This is a genomic window from Enterobacter cloacae complex sp. P2B, from assembly GCF_014895985.1.
Classification (GTDB): domain Bacteria; phylum Pseudomonadota; class Gammaproteobacteria; order Enterobacterales; family Enterobacteriaceae; genus Enterobacter; species Enterobacter bugandensis.
The window spans coordinates 63,018-78,788 of sequence record NZ_JADBQQ010000013.1 but is presented as its reverse complement, the minus strand read 5'-3'; the positions used below and the strand labels follow the sequence as shown (position 1 = coordinate 78,788).

At 56.7% G+C, this 15,771-nt stretch carries 16 protein-coding genes; 9 read left to right on the top strand and 7 right to left on the bottom strand.

The genetic code is table 11. The features are described 5' to 3' along the window. A complete protein-coding gene (gene gsiC, locus IM313_RS13285) occupies window positions 1–921 on the top strand; it encodes a glutathione ABC transporter permease GsiC (protein WP_045630942.1) in 921 nt (306 codons plus the stop codon). Between the two features lies 1 nt (window position 922). Further along, window positions 923–1,834: a glutathione ABC transporter permease GsiD gene (gene gsiD / locus IM313_RS13280; protein ID WP_028012480.1), complete on the top strand. Its 912-nt coding sequence runs from the start codon at window positions 923–925 to the stop codon at window positions 1,832–1,834. A 63-nt stretch (window positions 1,835–1,897) separates the two neighbouring features. Here gsiD and rimO read toward each other — a convergent pair whose 3' ends face one another. After that, on the bottom strand, window positions 1,898–3,223 hold the full coding sequence (rimO, locus tag IM313_RS13275) for a 30S ribosomal protein S12 methylthiotransferase RimO (protein ID WP_045259986.1): 1,326 nt from the start codon (window positions 3,221–3,223) through the stop codon (window positions 1,898–1,900). A 221-nt stretch (window positions 3,224–3,444) separates the two neighbouring features. Between rimO and IM313_RS13270 the strand changes: the two genes are divergently transcribed. The 4 genes from IM313_RS13270 to IM313_RS13255 all read left to right on the top strand — a co-directional run bounded on the left by IM313_RS13270 (window position 3,445) and on the right by IM313_RS13255 (window position 7,355). Then, window positions 3,445–5,100, top strand: coding sequence for an S-type pyocin domain-containing protein (locus tag IM313_RS13270; RefSeq protein ID WP_193056099.1), 1,656 nt, complete (start codon window positions 3,445–3,447; stop codon window positions 5,098–5,100). Next, entirely contained in the window at window positions 5,101–5,352 is a 252-nt protein-coding gene (locus IM313_RS13265; RefSeq protein WP_136343032.1) for a bacteriocin immunity protein, read from the top strand. It begins immediately after the preceding gene. 392 nt (window positions 5,353–5,744) lie between these two features. Continuing rightward, window positions 5,745–6,128, top strand: a complete 384-nt coding sequence (gene bssR / locus IM313_RS13260; RefSeq protein ID WP_048960862.1) for a biofilm formation regulator BssR — start codon at window positions 5,745–5,747, stop codon at window positions 6,126–6,128. 108 nt (window positions 6,129–6,236) lie between these two features. Continuing rightward, window positions 6,237–7,355 (top strand): PQQ-dependent sugar dehydrogenase, encoded by a 1,119-nt coding sequence (locus IM313_RS13255; protein ID WP_192970823.1) that lies wholly within the window; start codon window positions 6,237–6,239, stop codon window positions 7,353–7,355. On the opposite strand, the gene IM313_RS13250 is transcribed toward IM313_RS13255, so the two are convergent. Continuing rightward, window positions 7,356–7,982 carry a glutathione S-transferase family protein gene (locus IM313_RS13250; RefSeq protein ID WP_028012484.1) on the bottom strand — a complete coding sequence of 209 codons (627 nt, stop codon included), beginning with the start codon at window positions 7,980–7,982 and terminating at the stop codon, window positions 7,356–7,358. Window positions 7,983–8,222: 240 nt separating this feature from the next. Between IM313_RS13250 and dacC the strand changes: the two genes are divergently transcribed. Continuing rightward, complete coding sequence (dacC, locus tag IM313_RS13245; protein ID WP_032644979.1) at window positions 8,223–9,428, top strand: serine-type D-Ala-D-Ala carboxypeptidase; 1,206 nt, start codon at window positions 8,223–8,225, stop codon at window positions 9,426–9,428. A gap of 39 nt (window positions 9,429–9,467) precedes the next feature. On the opposite strand, the gene deoR is transcribed toward dacC, so the two are convergent. The 3 genes from deoR to IM313_RS13230 form a co-directional block, all read right to left on the bottom strand. Then, on the bottom strand, window positions 9,468–10,226 hold the full coding sequence (gene deoR, locus IM313_RS13240; protein WP_047368171.1) for a DNA-binding transcriptional repressor DeoR: 759 nt from the start codon (window positions 10,224–10,226) through the stop codon (window positions 9,468–9,470). A gap of 66 nt (window positions 10,227–10,292) precedes the next feature. Further along, window positions 10,293–10,901, bottom strand: coding sequence for an undecaprenyl-diphosphate phosphatase (ybjG, locus tag IM313_RS13235; RefSeq protein ID WP_028012487.1), 609 nt, complete (start codon window positions 10,899–10,901; stop codon window positions 10,293–10,295). A 7-nt stretch (window positions 10,902–10,908) separates the two neighbouring features. After that, window positions 10,909–11,637 carry a phosphatase PAP2 family protein gene (locus IM313_RS13230; protein WP_192970824.1) on the bottom strand — a complete coding sequence of 243 codons (729 nt, stop codon included), beginning with the start codon at window positions 11,635–11,637 and terminating at the stop codon, window positions 10,909–10,911. Between the two features lie 168 nt (window positions 11,638–11,805). Here IM313_RS13230 and IM313_RS13225 point away from each other — a divergent pair, with 168 nt between their 5' ends. After that, window positions 11,806–13,038: an MFS transporter gene (locus tag IM313_RS13225; RefSeq protein ID WP_047362755.1), complete on the top strand. Its 1,233-nt coding sequence runs from the start codon at window positions 11,806–11,808 to the stop codon at window positions 13,036–13,038. Window positions 13,039–13,105: 67 nt separating this feature from the next. On the opposite strand, the gene IM313_RS13220 is transcribed toward IM313_RS13225, so the two are convergent. Beyond that, window positions 13,106–13,918, bottom strand: coding sequence for a Cof-type HAD-IIB family hydrolase (locus IM313_RS13220; RefSeq protein WP_192970825.1), 813 nt, complete (start codon window positions 13,916–13,918; stop codon window positions 13,106–13,108). After that, a complete protein-coding gene (locus tag IM313_RS13215) occupies window positions 13,908–15,122 on the bottom strand; it encodes an MFS transporter (protein ID WP_192970826.1) in 1,215 nt (404 codons plus the stop codon). Before IM313_RS13215 ends, IM313_RS13220 begins: the two co-directional genes overlap by 11 nt. Window positions 15,123–15,203: 81 nt before the next feature. Between IM313_RS13215 and IM313_RS13210 the strand changes: the two genes are divergently transcribed. Then, window positions 15,204–15,755, top strand: a complete 552-nt coding sequence (locus IM313_RS13210; protein ID WP_028012492.1) for a TetR/AcrR family transcriptional regulator — start codon at window positions 15,204–15,206, stop codon at window positions 15,753–15,755. The last annotated feature ends 16 nt before the right edge of the window (window positions 15,756–15,771 follow it).

Below are 15,771 nucleotides of genomic sequence, written 5' to 3'. Positions count from 1 at the left end.
ATGCTGAATTATGTTTGTAAACGTCTGCTGGGGCTTATCCCGACGCTGCTGATAGTGGCGGTGCTGGTGTTTTTGTTTGTCCACATGCTGCCGGGCGATCCGGCGCGTCTGGTAGCCGGGCCCGAAGCGGATGCCACCGTCATTGAGCTGGTGCGTAAACAGCTGGGCCTCGACCAGCCGCTGTATATGCAGTTTCTGCACTATATGTGTAACGTTCTGCAGGGCGATTTTGGTATCTCGATGGTGTCGAGGCGTCCGGTGTCGGAGGAGATTGCCAGCCGCTTTATGCCCACGTTCTGGCTAACGATTGCCAGCATGGGCTGGGCGGTGGCGTTTGGGCTGGGCGCGGGGATTATTGCGGCCGTCTGGCGCAACCGCTGGCCGGACAAGCTCGGCATGGCCCTGGCGGTGACCGGCATCTCCTTCCCGGCATTCGCGCTGGGGATGCTGCTGATGCAAATCTTTTCCGTTGAACTGGGCTGGCTGCCGACCGTCGGGGCCGATACCTGGAAGCATTACATTCTGCCCTCCATGACGCTGGGCGCTGCCGTGTCGGCGGTGATGGCCCGCTTTACCCGCGCCTCGTTCGTGGACGTGCTGAGCGAAGATTATATCCGCACCGCGCGGGCGAAAGGAGTCAGCGAGAAGTGGGTCATTCTCAAGCACGGGTTCCGCAATGCGATGATCCCGGTGGTGACGATGATGGGGCTGCAGTTTGGTTTCCTGCTGGGTGGCTCTATCGTCGTCGAAAAGGTCTTCAACTGGCCGGGGCTGGGGCGCCTTCTGGTCGATTCCGTCGAGATGCGCGACTACCCGGTGATTCAGGCAGAAGTCCTGCTTTTCTCGCTGGAGTTTATTCTTATCAACTTAGTGGTGGACGTGCTCTACGCCGCCATTAACCCGGCCATCAGGTATAAGTAAGATGCGATTGTTGAACTGGCGGCGTCAGGCCGTTTTGAACGCGATGCCGGGGCTGAAACCGGAGCATGTCCGCACCCCGTGGTCCGAATTCTGGCGACGTTTTCGCCGTCAGCCGGTCGCAATGGCGGCGGGGCTGTTCGTGCTGGTGCTGATTGCGGTGGCGATCGTTGCGCCGTGGGTAGCGCCGTTTGATGCGGAAAACTACTTTGACTACGACCGCCTGAACGACGGCCCCTCAATGCTGCACTGGTTCGGCGTGGACTCGCTTGGCCGCGATATCTTCAGCCGCGTGCTGGTGGGGGCGCAAATTTCTCTCGCCGCCGGGGTAGTCGCGGTGCTGATCGGCGCGGCTATCGGTACCGTGCTGGGGCTCGTCGCCGGGTATTATGAAGGCTGGTGGGACCGCATCATCATGCGCATCTGCGACGTGCTGTTTGCTTTCCCCGGCATTCTGCTGGCGATTGCCGTTGTCGCCATTATGGGCAGCGGTATGGCCAACGTCATCATTGCGGTCGCGGTGTTTTCGATTCCGGCCTTTGCCCGCCTGGTGCGCGGCAATACGCTGGTGCTGAAACAGCAGACGTTTATTGAATCCGCCCGCAGCATGGGGGCCAGCGATACCACCATTCTGTTCAGCCATATTCTGCCCGGGACGGTGTCGTCCATCGTGGTCTATTTCACCATGCGTATCGGCGTGTCGATTATCTCGGCGGCCAGCCTGTCGTTTCTGGGGTTAGGGGCACAGCCGCCGACGCCGGAGTGGGGTGCGATGCTGAACGAGGCGAGGGCCGATATGGTGATTGCGCCACACGTGGCGATCTTCCCGAGCCTGGCGATTTTCCTGACCGTGCTAGCGTTTAACCTGCTGGGGGATGGACTGCGCGACGCGCTGGATCCGAGGATTAAGGGGTAGTGCAGTGAAATGTGCCGGGTGGCGGCTACGCCTCACCCGGCCTGTAAAAGATGTGCAGTAAGATTAAACCCGGCTACCCCACAGGTCATACTCGTCCGCGTTTTCAACTTTGACGCGAATAATATCACCCGGCTTAACGTTGGTTTCGCCGTTCAGGTACACCGCGCCGTCGATTTCAGGGGCGTCCGCCATGCTGCGGCCAATCGCGCCTTCTTCGTCCACTTCGTCGATGATAACCATGATCTCGCGGCCCACTTTCTCCTGCAGACGCTCGGCAGAAATCTGCTGCTGCAGCTGCATGAAGCGGTTCCAGCGCTCTTCCTTAACCTCTTCCGGCACCTGATCCGCCAGCTCGTTGGCGGTTGCGCCTTCCACCGGGCTGTACTTGAAGCAGCCGACGCGGTCCAGACGGGCTTCTTTCAGGAAGTCGAGCAGCATCTGGAAGTCTTCTTCGGTTTCACCCGGGAAGCCGACGATAAAGGTGGAGCGCAGGGTCAGATCCGGACAGATTTCACGCCACTGCTTGATGCGCGCCAGCTGGCGGTCAACGGAGCCAGGGCGTTTCATCAGCTTCAGGATACGCGGGCTGGCGTGCTGCAGCGGGATGTCCAGGTATGGCAAGATTTTGCCTTCCGCCATCAGCGGGATGACGTCGTCAACGTGCGGGTACGGGTAAACGTAGTGCAGGCGCGTCCAGATACCGAGTTTGGACAGCTGCTCGCATAGGCCCACCATGCTGGTTTTCACCGGCTCGCCGTTGTGGAAACCGGAGCGGTGTTTAACGTCTACGCCGTAAGCCGAGGTGTCCTGGGAAATCACCAGCAGCTCCTTCACGCCCGCATCGGCCAGACGTTTCGCTTCCGCCAGCACTTCGCCAATCGGACGGCTCACCAGATCGCCACGCATGGACGGGATGATGCAGAAGGTGCAGCGATGGTTGCAGCCTTCAGAAATTTTCAGGTAGGCGTAGTGACGCGGCGTCAGCTTCACGCCCTGTTCCGGCACCAGGCTCAGGAACGGGTTGTGCTTTGGTTTTGGCACGTAGTGATGAACATGTTCCAGCACCTGCTCGTAGCTGTGCGGGCCGGTGATCTCCAGCACCTTCGGGTGCACTTCGCGGATTTGGTCCACTTTCGCGCCCAGGCAGCCGGTAACGATCACTTTGCCGTTTTCGGTCAGCGCTTCACCGATCGCTTCCAGTGACTCCTGCACCGCGCTGTCGATAAAGCCGCAGGTGTTAACGATCACCATATCGGCGTTGTCGTAGCTTGGCACCACGTCATAGCCCTCGGTGCGCAGTTCGGTCAGGATGCGTTCTGAATCCACCAGGTTTTTCGGGCAGCCCAGGGAGACGAAGCCGATTTTCGGCTGGTGCGTAACATTGCTCATAGGTTAAAAATTGTTCGATTTTTGGAATGGTCAGGGCAGGAATTCTACAGAGGTTGGCGGGAAAATTGTACTGAAGAATTGCGGTTAGCGCGGCTTTTCGATATTACCTGATTTTTCTTGTTTTGAAACGGTGTTTTACTTAGAAATAGTGCTTATTGATAGTGTGGTTATTGCATGTAAAATGGCCTGTTGGATTATTTTTATAATAAGTAGAAGGACTTATGGCAAGAGGATACATTTTGCATATGTATGACCCCACCACTTGTGGTGGTCGTGTGCTGGAAGGAGCATCAAACAGAAGAACCAACGGCATATCAGTTGCCCGAATGGGTGACCGGGTATCATGTGGTAAAGATGGCAATATTTACCGCATCGTCGGTGGCATTGGATGGATTAAAACGGATGGTCGCCTTGTTGCAGGCAGTCTGGACAGTTTCAGCAGTTGTCCCTGTAATGCAAAAATCATCCCGCAGATAACCGTTCAAACCTATGAATCACGCGGCGAATCCAGAACGTCGGCACCGATAACGGCAACCACACCGCCGACAATTTTTTCCTCAAATTCATCACCAGCGGCTGGCCCTGCTGTACTGCGGCCTGTCCCTGTCTTCGCTAAATCCCGCGAGCGTGGTTCAGGGAATACAGATGCAGGTAAACAACAAGAGCCTCATACTAATTTTGCAGAAATGGGCCTGTTCCGGGCAGCACCTGCTGTTGACGCCGTAACAGATTCAGATGCCCCACAGCATGCACAGACGGCAAAGAAAAAGCCACAAGCCCCGGAAGATGTAACTGAACCGAAGAAGCGTAGCGCCCTGTATAAGTGGTTCAACGGCAATCACGAAGAGATGCAATACCAGGCCGCAGTCGCAGCCGCTGCCAGCGCGGCCAGAGCACAGACAGCCACCGCAGGCGCTGGCGTTCTGGAACATGTCGCCGGACGATTCGCTACATATGGAACATGGGCGGTACGAGCTACGGAAATCGCCGCTGGCGGCGCTGGTGCCTCCGTTGCCGGATTCCTGGTAGGCATGATGCCCGGCAAACTCAATGAAGGAGAACAGGACTTCATCGACCGTATGCGGCTTGCACAGATTCGTGAAGCGCCTACTCGCGTGCGTTACACCTGGGAGAATGACATCAACGGAAATCCCGTACCGCGTGGATATCACACGCCACCGGGTAAGGATATGGTGCGAGTCCGTAAGATGGAATGGGACCGCCGCTATGAGGCGTACACCTTCACCACTGAGGAAGAAAACCCCGTTACCCTTATCTGGACCCCAGATCATTCCGGTGTTAACGCTCCGTCAAACACAGGTAATCAGACACCTCCAAAGCTACCGGGAACCATCCTTGTTAACCCGTTACCGGATGGAACTCAGAGCACCAGCACAACAACCCCGGCACCGGATGAGAAAAATTTCGCGGATTATATTCTGATGCTGCCCGTATCAGACATCCCGCCAATTTATATCTATATTCGCAACAATCCGGGACAAGTCACTGGCAAGGGCAAGAAAGTGACAGGCACATGGTTAACCGATGCGGGTCAGGGGAATGGCTCTCCGATTCCATTTCAGATCGCCGATAAACTGCGTGGGCGTACCTTCTCCAGCTTCGACGGCTTCAGGGAAGCATTCTGGCTAGAAGTAAGCAAAGATCCTGAATTGAGCCAACAATTTAAACGAGGTAACTTAGGTAATATTCGAGCAGGAAAAGCACCCGCCCCGAGAGAATCCGAACAAGTTGGCGGCAAGATCAAATATGATATTCATCATATTAGACCGATCAGCGAAGGCGGCGAAGTGTACGACGTTGACAACATGGGCGTTGTAACACCGAAACGCCACATTGAGATCCATCGAGGTGAGTAATTGAAAAGCATAAGTGACTACACAGAAAACGAGTTCCTGGAGTTCGTCCGTAAACTCTTCAACGTTGCGGACACTTCAGAAAGTGAAGATATAAAAAACATACTGGAATTTAAGCGCCTGACCGAGCACCCTGACGGGTCTGACCTTATCTACTACCCCCGAGATGACCGTGAAGATAGTCCTGAAGGGGTGGTTAAAGAGGTTAAAGAATGGCGTAAAGCCAACGGTAAACCCGGCTTTCGTGAAGAATGAATTTGTGGGAGACAGCATTAAATGTTGATTAAAAGCGCCGGGTTTATATCCCGGAGTTTTTGCGTCTGGGTCAGTAATACCGGGGTTTAGAACAAAGTTATCAATGTATTATTTTAGACTTTCGGGCAGCCCAGGGAGACGAAGCCGATTTTCGGCTGGTGCGTAACATTGCTCATAGGTTAAAAATTCATCAACTATGGAGTTATCAGGGCGGGATTTTACAGCGTATCGCGGGGGATTTATACACTCTTTGCAAGGCGGATGCGCCAGGCCGAGGTTGTAACATTGTAAATAATGTTAATCAGTTAAGAATAATTGATCTCAGGCATTAAACTGTACAAAAAATAACCTTATTCTGAATGTGCAACATGGCTGACAGAGGAGGAAATAGCATGTCCGTTGACAGACTGAAACGCGATCTGCTTAACAAGCTGATCAACGCCCGAATCGACCTGGCCGCCTATCTGCAGCTCAGGAAGGCAAAGGGCTATATGTCAGTCAGCGAAAGCGAACATCTGCGTGATAATCTGTTTGAACTGTGTAATTTCATGCGTGAAAAAGCACCGACCCTGAAGGCGGAATACGATGAATGCGAGCTGATGGCGCTGCGTCGCGCCGCTGAGGTGCTCTCCATTGCAGGGGTATGTTTAATGAACGGACGCCACGACTGCCCGACTTTTATCGCTGTTAACGCGGAGAAGCTTGAAAACTGCCTGACAACGCTCTCTCTTTGCATCATGTGTCTTAACAAGCACGAGACGCTTGCACAGCACTGAGTTCGGGGGGAGGCAACTCCCCCCATCTGATTAAGCTTTTGTAAAAGTGGTAACGCGCCCGGAGGTAATGGCTAATCTTTATGCCATATGCCGAAAAAGGAGCGCTTTATGCCTCGATCCTCGTTGATTTTCCTGCCTGCATTGTTTATTCCGTTTTCGCTTCTTGCTGCGCCAGAGGCGGTAAAGGTAGAGGTGCTGCAAAACCGACTCGATCACCCCTGGTCGATGGCGTTCCTGCCGGGTAATGACGGTTTACTGGTCACTCTTAAGGGCGGGCAGCTCAAGCACTGGCAGGCCGGGAAAGGACTTTCCGATCCCATTGTCGGCGTGCCGAAGGTGTGGGCGAACGGCCAGGGAGGACTGCTGGACGTGTTGCTGGCGCCTGATTTTGAAAAGTCGCGCCGCGTCTGGCTGAGCTACGCCGAAGCCGGGCGTGACGGCAAGGCCGGAACGGCGGTGGGCTATGGCCGCCTGAGCGACGATCTTTCCCGCATCGAGGGATTCCAGGTAGTGTTCCGCCAGATGCCGAAACTCTCAACCGGTAACCATTTTGGTGGGCGACTGGTGTTCGACGGCAAAGGGTATCTCTTTATTGGACTCGGCGAGAACAACCAGCGCCCGACGGCGCAGGATCTGGACAAGCTGCAGGGTAAGGTGGTGCGCCTCACCGAAGACGGTAAAGTGCCGCCGGATAACCCCTTTGTGAATACCCCCGGTGCGCGACCCGAAATCTGGTCTTACGGCATTCGTAACCCGCAGGGGATGGCGATGAACCCGTGGAGCGACACGCTGTGGCTGAACGAGCACGGCCCGCGCGGCGGGGATGAAATCAACATCCCGGAGAAGGGCAAAAATTACGGCTGGCCGCTGGCAACGCACGGCATTAACTACAGCGGGCTGAAAATCCCGGAAGCCAAAGGCGAGCACGTTGAGGGAGCCGAAAAGCCGCTGTTTGTCTGGAAAGTGTCGCCCGCGGTCAGCGGCATGGCGTTCTATAATAGCGACGTGTTCCCGCAGTGGAAAAACAAGCTGTTTATTGGGGCGCTGAAGGAAAAGGACGTTATCGTGCTGAGCGTGGACGGCAATAAGGTGACGGAGGACGGGCGGATCCTGGGCGACCGGGAGCAACGTATTCGCGATGTGCGAGTGGGGCCGGATGGCTATCTGTATGTCCTGACTGACGAAACGGACGGGCAGCTGTTAAAAGTCAGCCCGTCCGGTGCGTAATCAGGTGACCGGGATCATCACCACGTTACGGTACGCCGGGCGCTCGCCAAGCTGCTTAAGCCAGCGGTCAAGGTTCGGGCGCGGCGTCCATTTCAGACCGAGGTTGGTCAGGTTCCAGACGAACGGCGCTACGGCAATGTCCCCCACGCCGAACGTATCGCCGGAGAACCAGGCGTGCTTCGCCAGCTCATCGTCCATCATCGCAAACAGGTTTTCGCAGGCATCCTGCGCGGCATGAATGGCGGGGTAGTCGCGCTCGGCTTCAGGGGTTCTCACCAGCCCCATCAGGATCACGCGGTGAACGGGAGAGAGCGTCTGATTTGCCCAGTCCATCCACTTCTCACCCTGCGCGCGCTGCGCCGGGTTTTCGACCCACAGGCGGCCAAGACCGTACTGGGCGGCGAGGTAACGCACAATGGTGTTGGACTCCCAAAGCGTTGCGTCTGTTTCGTCATCACGCAGCAGCGGCACCAGGCCGTTCGGGTTCATCGCCAGATAGTCGGCCTCTTTGTTCACGCCGAACGACATGCCAGCCATGATTTGGTTAAACGGTAAATCCAGTTCCTCCAGCGTCCAGAGCACTTTCTTAACGTTGGTCGAATTATTCCTGCCCCACAGCGTAATCATATTTACTCCTGATGAGTGTGAATCCGGTTCGGCTTTTTGCCATGGTGAGATAAACCTAACAATTACGCAACAGAAGACAAAAAAATCGCCTGAATCAAAGCGTAAATGAATGTTATTGCATAAACTTTAATAACTTTACCCTCGTTGGGTTTCTTTAACCGTTTTAGTGCGCTATTACTCATCGCTTCTTGCGACACGGTGATGTGACGTAATTTTTGAATGGACACTCGGGTGGCATTTATGACGCGAAAAATGACTTCTCTGCGCAGCCTGGCGGCAGGCTCTGCGCTTCTTTTCCTGTTTGCACCAACACTCTACGCGGCTGAACAGGCTGCGCCCGAAGCGCCGCCTGTGGACGCGCGCGCCTGGATACTGATGGACTATTCCAGCGGTAAGGTGCTGGCGGAAGGCAATGCGGATGAGAAACTCGATCCGGCCAGCCTGACCAAAATCATGACCAGCTATGTGGTCGGGCAGGCGTTAAAAGCGGGCAAGATCAAGCTGGACGATATGGTCACCATCGGGAAGGATGCCTGGGCGACCGGCAACCCGGCGCTGCGGGGCTCGTCGGTGATGTTCCTGAAGCCAGGCGATCAGGTCTCCGTCTCCGATCTGAACAAAGGGGTAATCATTCAGTCGGGAAATGATGCCTGTATCGCGCTGGCCGACTACGTTGCCGGCAGTCAGGATTCTTTCATTGGTTTGATGAATGGCTATGCGCAAAAGCTCGGCTTAACCAACACCACCTTCAAAACGGTCCACGGCCTGGATGCGCCGGGACAGTTCAGTACCGCGCGCGACATGGCGCTGCTGGGAAAAGCGCTGATCCACGACGTGCCGGATGAATACGCCATCCACAAAGAGAAAGAGTTTACCTTCAACAAAATTCGCCAGCCGAACCGCAACCGCCTGCTGTGGAGCAGCAACGTTAACGTGGACGGAATGAAGACCGGCACCACGGCTGGCGCGGGCTACAACCTGGTGGCCTCCGCGACGCAGGGCGACATGCGCCTGATCTCGGTGGTGCTGGGCACCAAAACCGACCGCATCCGCTTTAACGAGTCAGAAAAACTGCTGACCTGGGGCTTCCGCTTCTATGAAACCGTGACGCCGATTAAACCGGATGCCACGTTCGTCAGCCAGCGCGTCTGGTTTGGTGACAAGAGCGAGGTGAATCTGGGGGCGGGTGAGGCCGGTTCCGTGACCATTCCACGCGGTCAGCTGAAAAACCTGAAAGCAAGCTATACCCTGACCGAACCGCAGCTCACCGCGCCGCTGAAAAAAGGCCAGGTGGTCGGGACGATTGATTTCCAGCTAAACGGCAAGTCGATTGAACAGCGTCCGCTGATTGTGATGGAAGCGGTGGAAGAGGGCGGCTTCTTCAGCCGGATGTGGGATTTCGTGTTGATGAAATTCCATAGCTGGTTTGGCAGCTGGTTTAGTTAAGTTTTATGCCGGGTGGCGCTGCGCTTACCCGGCATAACCTCAATACATCAACTTCACCTGCTGTGCCTTTGCATGGGCCACAATCTCGTCATCGGGGCGGCAATCGCTGACGATAGCGTCAAACTGCGCCAGCTCACCCATTCTTGCCGAACGCACCTTGCCAAACTTGCTGTGATCGACCACCAGCACATGATACTGCGCGGCATTTAACGCCCAGTGCTTGACCGGCAGCTCCTCCAGATTAAAGCAGGTTGCACCCTGGCGCACGTTCACGCCTGCGGCAGAATAAAACGCGATGTCCGGGCATAAATTGCTAAGCGTGTCCTGCAGGTTAAGCGGCTTAAAGATGGCGTTGCTGGCGTGAAACTCGCCGCCGCAGAGGATCACCCGGCACTCGGGTTTCTCCTGAAGCGCCAGAAAGGTGTTCAGGGAGTAGCACACGGCGGTAAAGGGAATGCTGCTGTCGATGGCTTCGATAATCCACGGCGTAGTGGTGCCGCAGTCAAAAAACAGCGTCTGGTGCGGCTGAACCAGCGTGGCCGCAAGGCGCGCGGCTTTGCGCTTCTCTTCAACAAGACGCGTCTTCTGGTCGCTGATCAGATAATGGCTGGCGCTGCGCGGCTCAAGGACGATGTACCCGCCCAGCAGTACCACGGGGGCGCTGTCGCTGTTCAGATCGCGACGAATGGTCATCTCTGAGACGCCGAGGAGGTTGGCGGCTTCCTTCAAATGCAGCTTATCGCTGCGCTTCAGCGCCTGCAGCAGCTGAGCAATGCGGTCATCGCGTCGTGTTTCCATAGTTCCTCGGGATAAAAAAGTGAGCCCCCGCAGGGCGGGGGCTCAGTGTAACCTGTCCGGTTGGGATTAGTCACGTATCCAGCCTTTGCGGATCGGGATAGCAAAAATGGCGCGATAGAGCGAAGAGAGCCCGCGGTAGAGCGCCTCACCGAAGAGATTCCACAGGATAGCCGCGCTCACGCAGCCTATCAGCCCCACCAGGAAACCGCCCACCATATCCAGCGGCCAGTGGACGCCAAGATAGACGCGCGACCAGGCGATAGCCACAGCGACTACCATCAGCACCGCCCCCGACCACAGGCGATGCCAGAACAGGAAAGCCAGCGCGAAGGTGAAGATAACCGTACCGTGATCGCTCGGGAAAGAGTCATCCGGCGCGTGGTGCAGGAAGGTGTAGCCAATGCGATCGACAAAAGGACGATCGTGCGGGAATGCGTGGCCGAGAAGATAGCTGACCAGCACGCTTACCCCGAGCGCCATCGCGACTTTGATCACCAGCTGGCGCTGTGCCTTAACCTGGCTGCGCGGCCCCCACAGCCAGAGAATGGCAGCCAGCGCAGGCACGATGCTGATAAGGTCTTTCGCCAGAAAGGTGGCAAAATCAATCATCCACTCTGGCGAGGCCGGGGTGGCGTTGATCAGATAAAACAGCTGATAATTCAGATTCTCTAGCATAGCGTAATCACTCTTTTGCAAACCGGGTGGAAACCAGCCCGTAGACCGCCACCTGGGAAAACCAGACCCACCACCCGGCCCACAGGTTGTGAGAGAAAAAATGTGCCCCGCGCATCACCTGGCCGAAGCCCATCGCCAGACCCATAACCGCGCCAAGGACCACAAAGCTCCAGGCGAGACGCGGACGCTCGCGCCAGAAGGCAAAAAACAGCCCCATCACCATAAAGCCGCTGGAAGAATGGCCACCCGGGAAGCAGCGGCCCGGGCCGCTGTCTGCCGGAACGGCGCTGAACAGGGGGTAAGACACGGCCTTACCGCCATATTCCACCAGATCCCACGGGCAGCTGTGGTGGCTGATGCTTTTCAGCACGCCAACCACCAGCGCGCCAAGCCCCATCAGCAGCGCGGCTGTGACAAGCCTTGCGTTACGTTTGTAAGCGCCGTAAAGCAGCGCCACGGCGCCTAAGCCAATCGCAATGTATTTCGCCAGACGATGGTTCAGCAGATCCAGCAGGTGGTCTTTCTGCAGCGGGAAAGTCTGTGTCGCCGCGTCATACCAGAAGCCGGTGATCCATCTGTCGAGCGCTTCATCGCGCGATAGCCACGTAAACACCACGGCAAGCGCTACTAGCACCAAAAGCTGATAACCATAAAAGCGGGACGGTAAGCGGTAAAGTTGTTTTGTCTTATTAGTCTGTAAGTTAGACAATTCTGAACGGCTGGAAGTGAGTGCCATAATTAGGGATCATTGACGAGTAATCGCGCTATCATAAATCTGTCAACTTAAGGAAACCTTAAACGAAGACGATATGTGCTTTATTTCTGTTTCTCCTCGATAAATCACTATCTCGGATTACGGCATTTCATTAAACTCGTCGCGATTTTGTCATTATAAAGAGATTGCATGTTAAACCGTTCTTCTTCTGGTTCACGTCTGGGTCGTCAGGCGTTGCTTTTCCCTCTGTGTCTGGTGCTCTACGAATTCTCTACCTATATCGGCAACGATATGATCCAGCCCGGTATGCTGGCCGTTGTGGAGCAGTACAACGCGGGAATCGAGTGGGTGCCGACCTCCATGACCGCCTATCTGGCTGGCGGCATGTTTTTGCAGTGGCTGTTAGGCCCGCTGTCGGATCGTATTGGCCGCCGTCCGGTGATGCTGACGGGCGTGGTGTGGTTTATCGTTACCTGCCTCGCCACGCTGCTGGCGCAAAACATTGAACAATTTACCCTGCTGCGTTTCCTGCAGGGGGTGAGCCTGTGCTTTATCGGTGCCGTGGGGTATGCCGCCATCCAGGAGTCGTTTGAGGAGGCGGTGTGTATCAAAATTACCGCGCTGATGGCGAACGTGGCGCTGATCGCCCCCTTACTCGGGCCGCTGGTGGGAGCCGCGTGGGTGCATGTGGCCCCCTGGGAAGGGATGTTTGTGCTTTTTGCCGTTCTCGCCGCCATCGCCTTCTTTGGCCTGCACCGTGCGATGCCGGAAACGGCTACCCGTCTGGGCGAAAAACTCTCGCTGAAAGAGCTGGGCCGGGATTACAAAGCCGTGTTGCAAAATGGCCGCTTTGTGGCGGGGGCGCTGGCGACCGGATTCGTTAGCCTGCCTCTGCTGGCGTGGATCGCGCAGTCACCGGTGATTATCATCAGCGGTGAAAAGCTCAGCAGCTATGAGTACGGCCTGCTGCAGGTGCCGATCTTTGGCGCGTTAATTATCGGTAACCTGGTGCTGGCCCGTCTGACGTCTCGCCGCACCGTGCGTTCACTGATTATCATGGGCGGCTGGCCGATTGCGGCAGGGCTGATTCTGGCTGCGGTAGCGACCGTCGCGTCATCCCACGCCTACCTGTGGATGACGGCGGGGCTGAGCATTTATGCCTTCGGAATTGGCGTGGCGAACGCTGGCCTGGTGCGCCTGACCCTGTTTGCGAGCGAGATGAGTAAAGGCACGGTGTCCGCGGCGATGGGCATGCTGCAGATGCTGATTTTTACCGTCGGTATCGAGGTGAGCAAGCACGCTTACGCGCTGGGCGGCAACGGGTTGTTCAGCCTGTTTAACCTCGCCAACGGCGCGCTGTGGGTTGGCCTGATGGTGGTGTTCCTGAAGGACAAACGCGTCGGAAACGCCCTGCAACCATAATCTTTTTTCCCTCTCCCCATTGGGGAGAGTGCCTGGGTGAGGGGCGAGGCCGCCATACCGCATGCGGTCAATTAAACGGTGCCTCCCCGTTCAACACCTTCTCAATCACGTTTAAAACGCCTTCCTCGTTATTATGCGGTGCTTCAAAGCGCGCCTCCGCTTTAATATGCGGTTTGGCATTTGTCATCGCAAAGCTGAACCCGGACTGACGCAGCATCTCCACGTCGTTGCCGCTGTCACCAAAGACCACCACGTCGCTGTCCTCGATGCCCCAGCGCGTTTGCAGGATCCGCAGGCCATTGGCTTTATGCACGCCGGGGATAATCAGGTCAATGCTGCCGTGACCGGTGGTGACGGGCACCATAATGTCACTGAGCTTTTCATGCAGCAGCGCCTGAATGCGCGGAATTTCGTCATCGGAAACGTTGAGCCCGAACTTGAAGAAGATGTCGTTCAGGCTGTTGAAATCCTGCACCCTTTCGAGACGGTGATAATATTTTGACGCGATATCAATGAAGGCATCGTCATAGGCCTTAAGCGTGTAGGCGCTGCCTTTCCCGCAGGCGATAATCTCAATGCCGGGAACATCGTTTAAGACGGTGGCCACGGTGCTGAAATGCGCTTTTGTCAGCTCGCCGTTGAACACATCTTCTCCGGCATCGACCACCCAGCCGCCGTTTTCGGCAACAAAGGCAATTTCATGCGCGATCTCCGGGAAGAAGGAGATCAGCTGGTAATACTGGTTGCCGCTGGCGACCACAAAGCGAATGCCTTGCTCCTTCATGCGCGCATACTGCGCCAGAAAGCGCGGGCGGTTATAGGTCTTGGCATCACTCAGGAATGTGCCATCCATGTCGACGGCGATCAGTTTAACGCTCATATCCCTTCTCCATTGACGTTTGTTCCGTTTCCGGCTTTGCCACCGCGCGCGCCACCAGCGCCGCGATAATCACCAACCCTAACACCACCAGCATGGCGCTGCGCAACCCGTAGTGCTCACCGAGGAAACCGAGCAGCGGCGGCCCGACCAGGAAGGCGAGGTAGCCCGTGGTCGCCACCACGCTGACGCGGGTCGGGGCATCCGGGCCGGTGTCGCTGGCGGCCGAAATAGTCAGCGGGAAGCCGAGCGACGCGCCCAGACCCCAGAGGATCACCGAGACCCCGGCAATCCAGTCCACGTCCACAAAGACGATCATCGCGATACCCAGGCCGCCGAGCAGGGCGCTGGCGCGCACTACCGCCACGCGGCTGTAGCGATCGATAAACCAGCCGCCGGTGAAGCGCCCGACGGTCATCCCCAGCGTAAACCCGGCGTAAATCAGCGAGCCGGAGGTCGGACTAAAGCCGTGGCCGTCCACCATCAGCAGCGGCAGCCAGTCGTTGGCAGAACCTTCCGCGAAGGCCATCGCCAGCACCACCACGCCGATGAGCAGCAGCTGGAAATCGCGGTAGAAGGGCAGCCCTTTTTCCGTCGAATGCTGTTCTTCAGCGGAATTCTTGCCGGTACCGTTCGGGATCGCCCGAATGCCGGTCAGGATCGGAATGATGCATACCAGCGCCGCCAGCAGGATATGCAGATTCGCGCTCATGCCAAAGGCCGTCAGCGCCATCCCCACGCCCGCACCGGCGAGCGTGCCGAGGCTATAGAAGCCGTGCATCATGGGCAGCACGGTTTTGTTCATCTCGCGCTCGACCGCCGCCCCTTCAACGTTAATCGCAACCTCTGCCGAGCCGAAGCTGCCGCCAAATACCGTCAGCCCTAGGGCAAACAGCACCGGCGAAGCAAACCACAGCGCCACGCTTAGCACGATCATCCCAATTACCGCGAAGCACATGGTGGTGCGGATCACCGCCCGCGTGCCAAAGCGCTTTACCAGCCACGCGGAGCAGAGAATGCCGCTCATGGAGCCTATCGACAGGCCGAACAGCACGATGCCCATCTCCGCGGTGGAGACGGACAAAATGTCGCGAATGGCGGGCGTACGTGTGGCCCAGGAGGCCATCAGCAGACCGGGAATGAAGAAGAACATAAACAGCGCCCACATGCGGAGCTGCAGGGCTTTGCGGGGAGAGGTCAGCGTCATTGGGGTAGCACCAGAAGTACAACAATAGCGACAACACTAGCAAGTTTGTGTACATTTGTACACAAACCAGGTGAGGGATTTATGAGCAGACCACCGAACGATCCGCATCGACGTGAAAAAATTCTCCAGGCGACGCTGGACACCATTGCCGAACACGGTATTCACGCCGTCACGCACCGCAAAATCGCCACCTGCGCGGGCGTGCCGCTGGGGTCAATGACCTACTATTTCGACGGCATGGAGCCGCTGCTGGAGGAGGCCTTCACGTGGTTTACCCGGCAGATGTCGCAGCAGTACCGGGATTTCTTCGCGGGCGTCACCGGGCCGGAGATGGCGTGTGAATCCATCACCACCCTGATCCACAGCTCGCAGGTGACCACGCCGCACAACATGGCGCTGATGTATCAGCTTTACGCCTTTATGCACCGCAGCGCGGCGCTCAAAACGGTGATGCAGGACTGGATGAAAATGAGCCAGACCACGCTGGAGCAGTGGTTCGACCCGGTCACCACCCGCGCGCTGGATGCCTTCATCGAAGGGATGACGCTGCACTATGTGACTGACCGAGAGCCATTAAGCCGGGAGGAAATTCGGGCCATGGTGGGGAGAATTGCGGGCGAGGGCAACCCTTAGGTATCACTCGCCCTGC

Bases quoted from the DNA above. Each gene is read 5' to 3' on its own strand.
- gsiD (WP_028012480.1), top strand. From the start codon at position 923: ATGCGATTGTTGAACTGGCGGCGTCAGGCCGTTTTGAACGCGATGCCG.
- IM313_RS13215 (WP_192970826.1), bottom strand. From the start codon at position 15,122: ATGACGCTGACCTCTCCCCGCAAAGCCCTGCAGCTCCGCATGTGGGCG.
- gsiC (WP_045630942.1), top strand. From the start codon at position 1: ATGCTGAATTATGTTTGTAAACGTCTGCTGGGGCTTATCCCGACGCTG.
- IM313_RS13230 (WP_192970824.1), bottom strand. From the start codon at position 11,637: ATGGCACTCACTTCCAGCCGTTCAGAATTGTCTAACTTACAGACTAAT.
- rimO (WP_045259986.1), bottom strand. From the start codon at position 3,223: ATGAGCAATGTTACGCACCAGCCGAAAATCGGCTTCGTCTCCCTGGGC.
- IM313_RS13250 (WP_028012484.1), bottom strand. From the start codon at position 7,982: ATGATTACGCTGTGGGGCAGGAATAATTCGACCAACGTTAAGAAAGTG.
- IM313_RS13225 (WP_047362755.1), top strand. From the start codon at position 11,806: ATGTTAAACCGTTCTTCTTCTGGTTCACGTCTGGGTCGTCAGGCGTTG.
- IM313_RS13255 (WP_192970823.1), top strand. From the start codon at position 6,237: ATGCCTCGATCCTCGTTGATTTTCCTGCCTGCATTGTTTATTCCGTTT.
- dacC (WP_032644979.1), top strand. From the start codon at position 8,223: ATGACGCGAAAAATGACTTCTCTGCGCAGCCTGGCGGCAGGCTCTGCG.
- IM313_RS13220 (WP_192970825.1), bottom strand. From the start codon at position 13,918: ATGAGCGTTAAACTGATCGCCGTCGACATGGATGGCACATTCCTGAGT.
- deoR (WP_047368171.1), bottom strand. From the start codon at position 10,226: ATGGAAACACGACGCGATGACCGCATTGCTCAGCTGCTGCAGGCGCTG.
- IM313_RS13210 (WP_028012492.1), top strand. From the start codon at position 15,204: ATGAGCAGACCACCGAACGATCCGCATCGACGTGAAAAAATTCTCCAG.
- ybjG (WP_028012487.1), bottom strand. From the start codon at position 10,901: ATGCTAGAGAATCTGAATTATCAGCTGTTTTATCTGATCAACGCCACC.
- IM313_RS13270 (WP_193056099.1), top strand. From the start codon at position 3,445: ATGGCAAGAGGATACATTTTGCATATGTATGACCCCACCACTTGTGGT.
- bssR (WP_048960862.1), top strand. From the start codon at position 5,745: ATGTCCGTTGACAGACTGAAACGCGATCTGCTTAACAAGCTGATCAAC.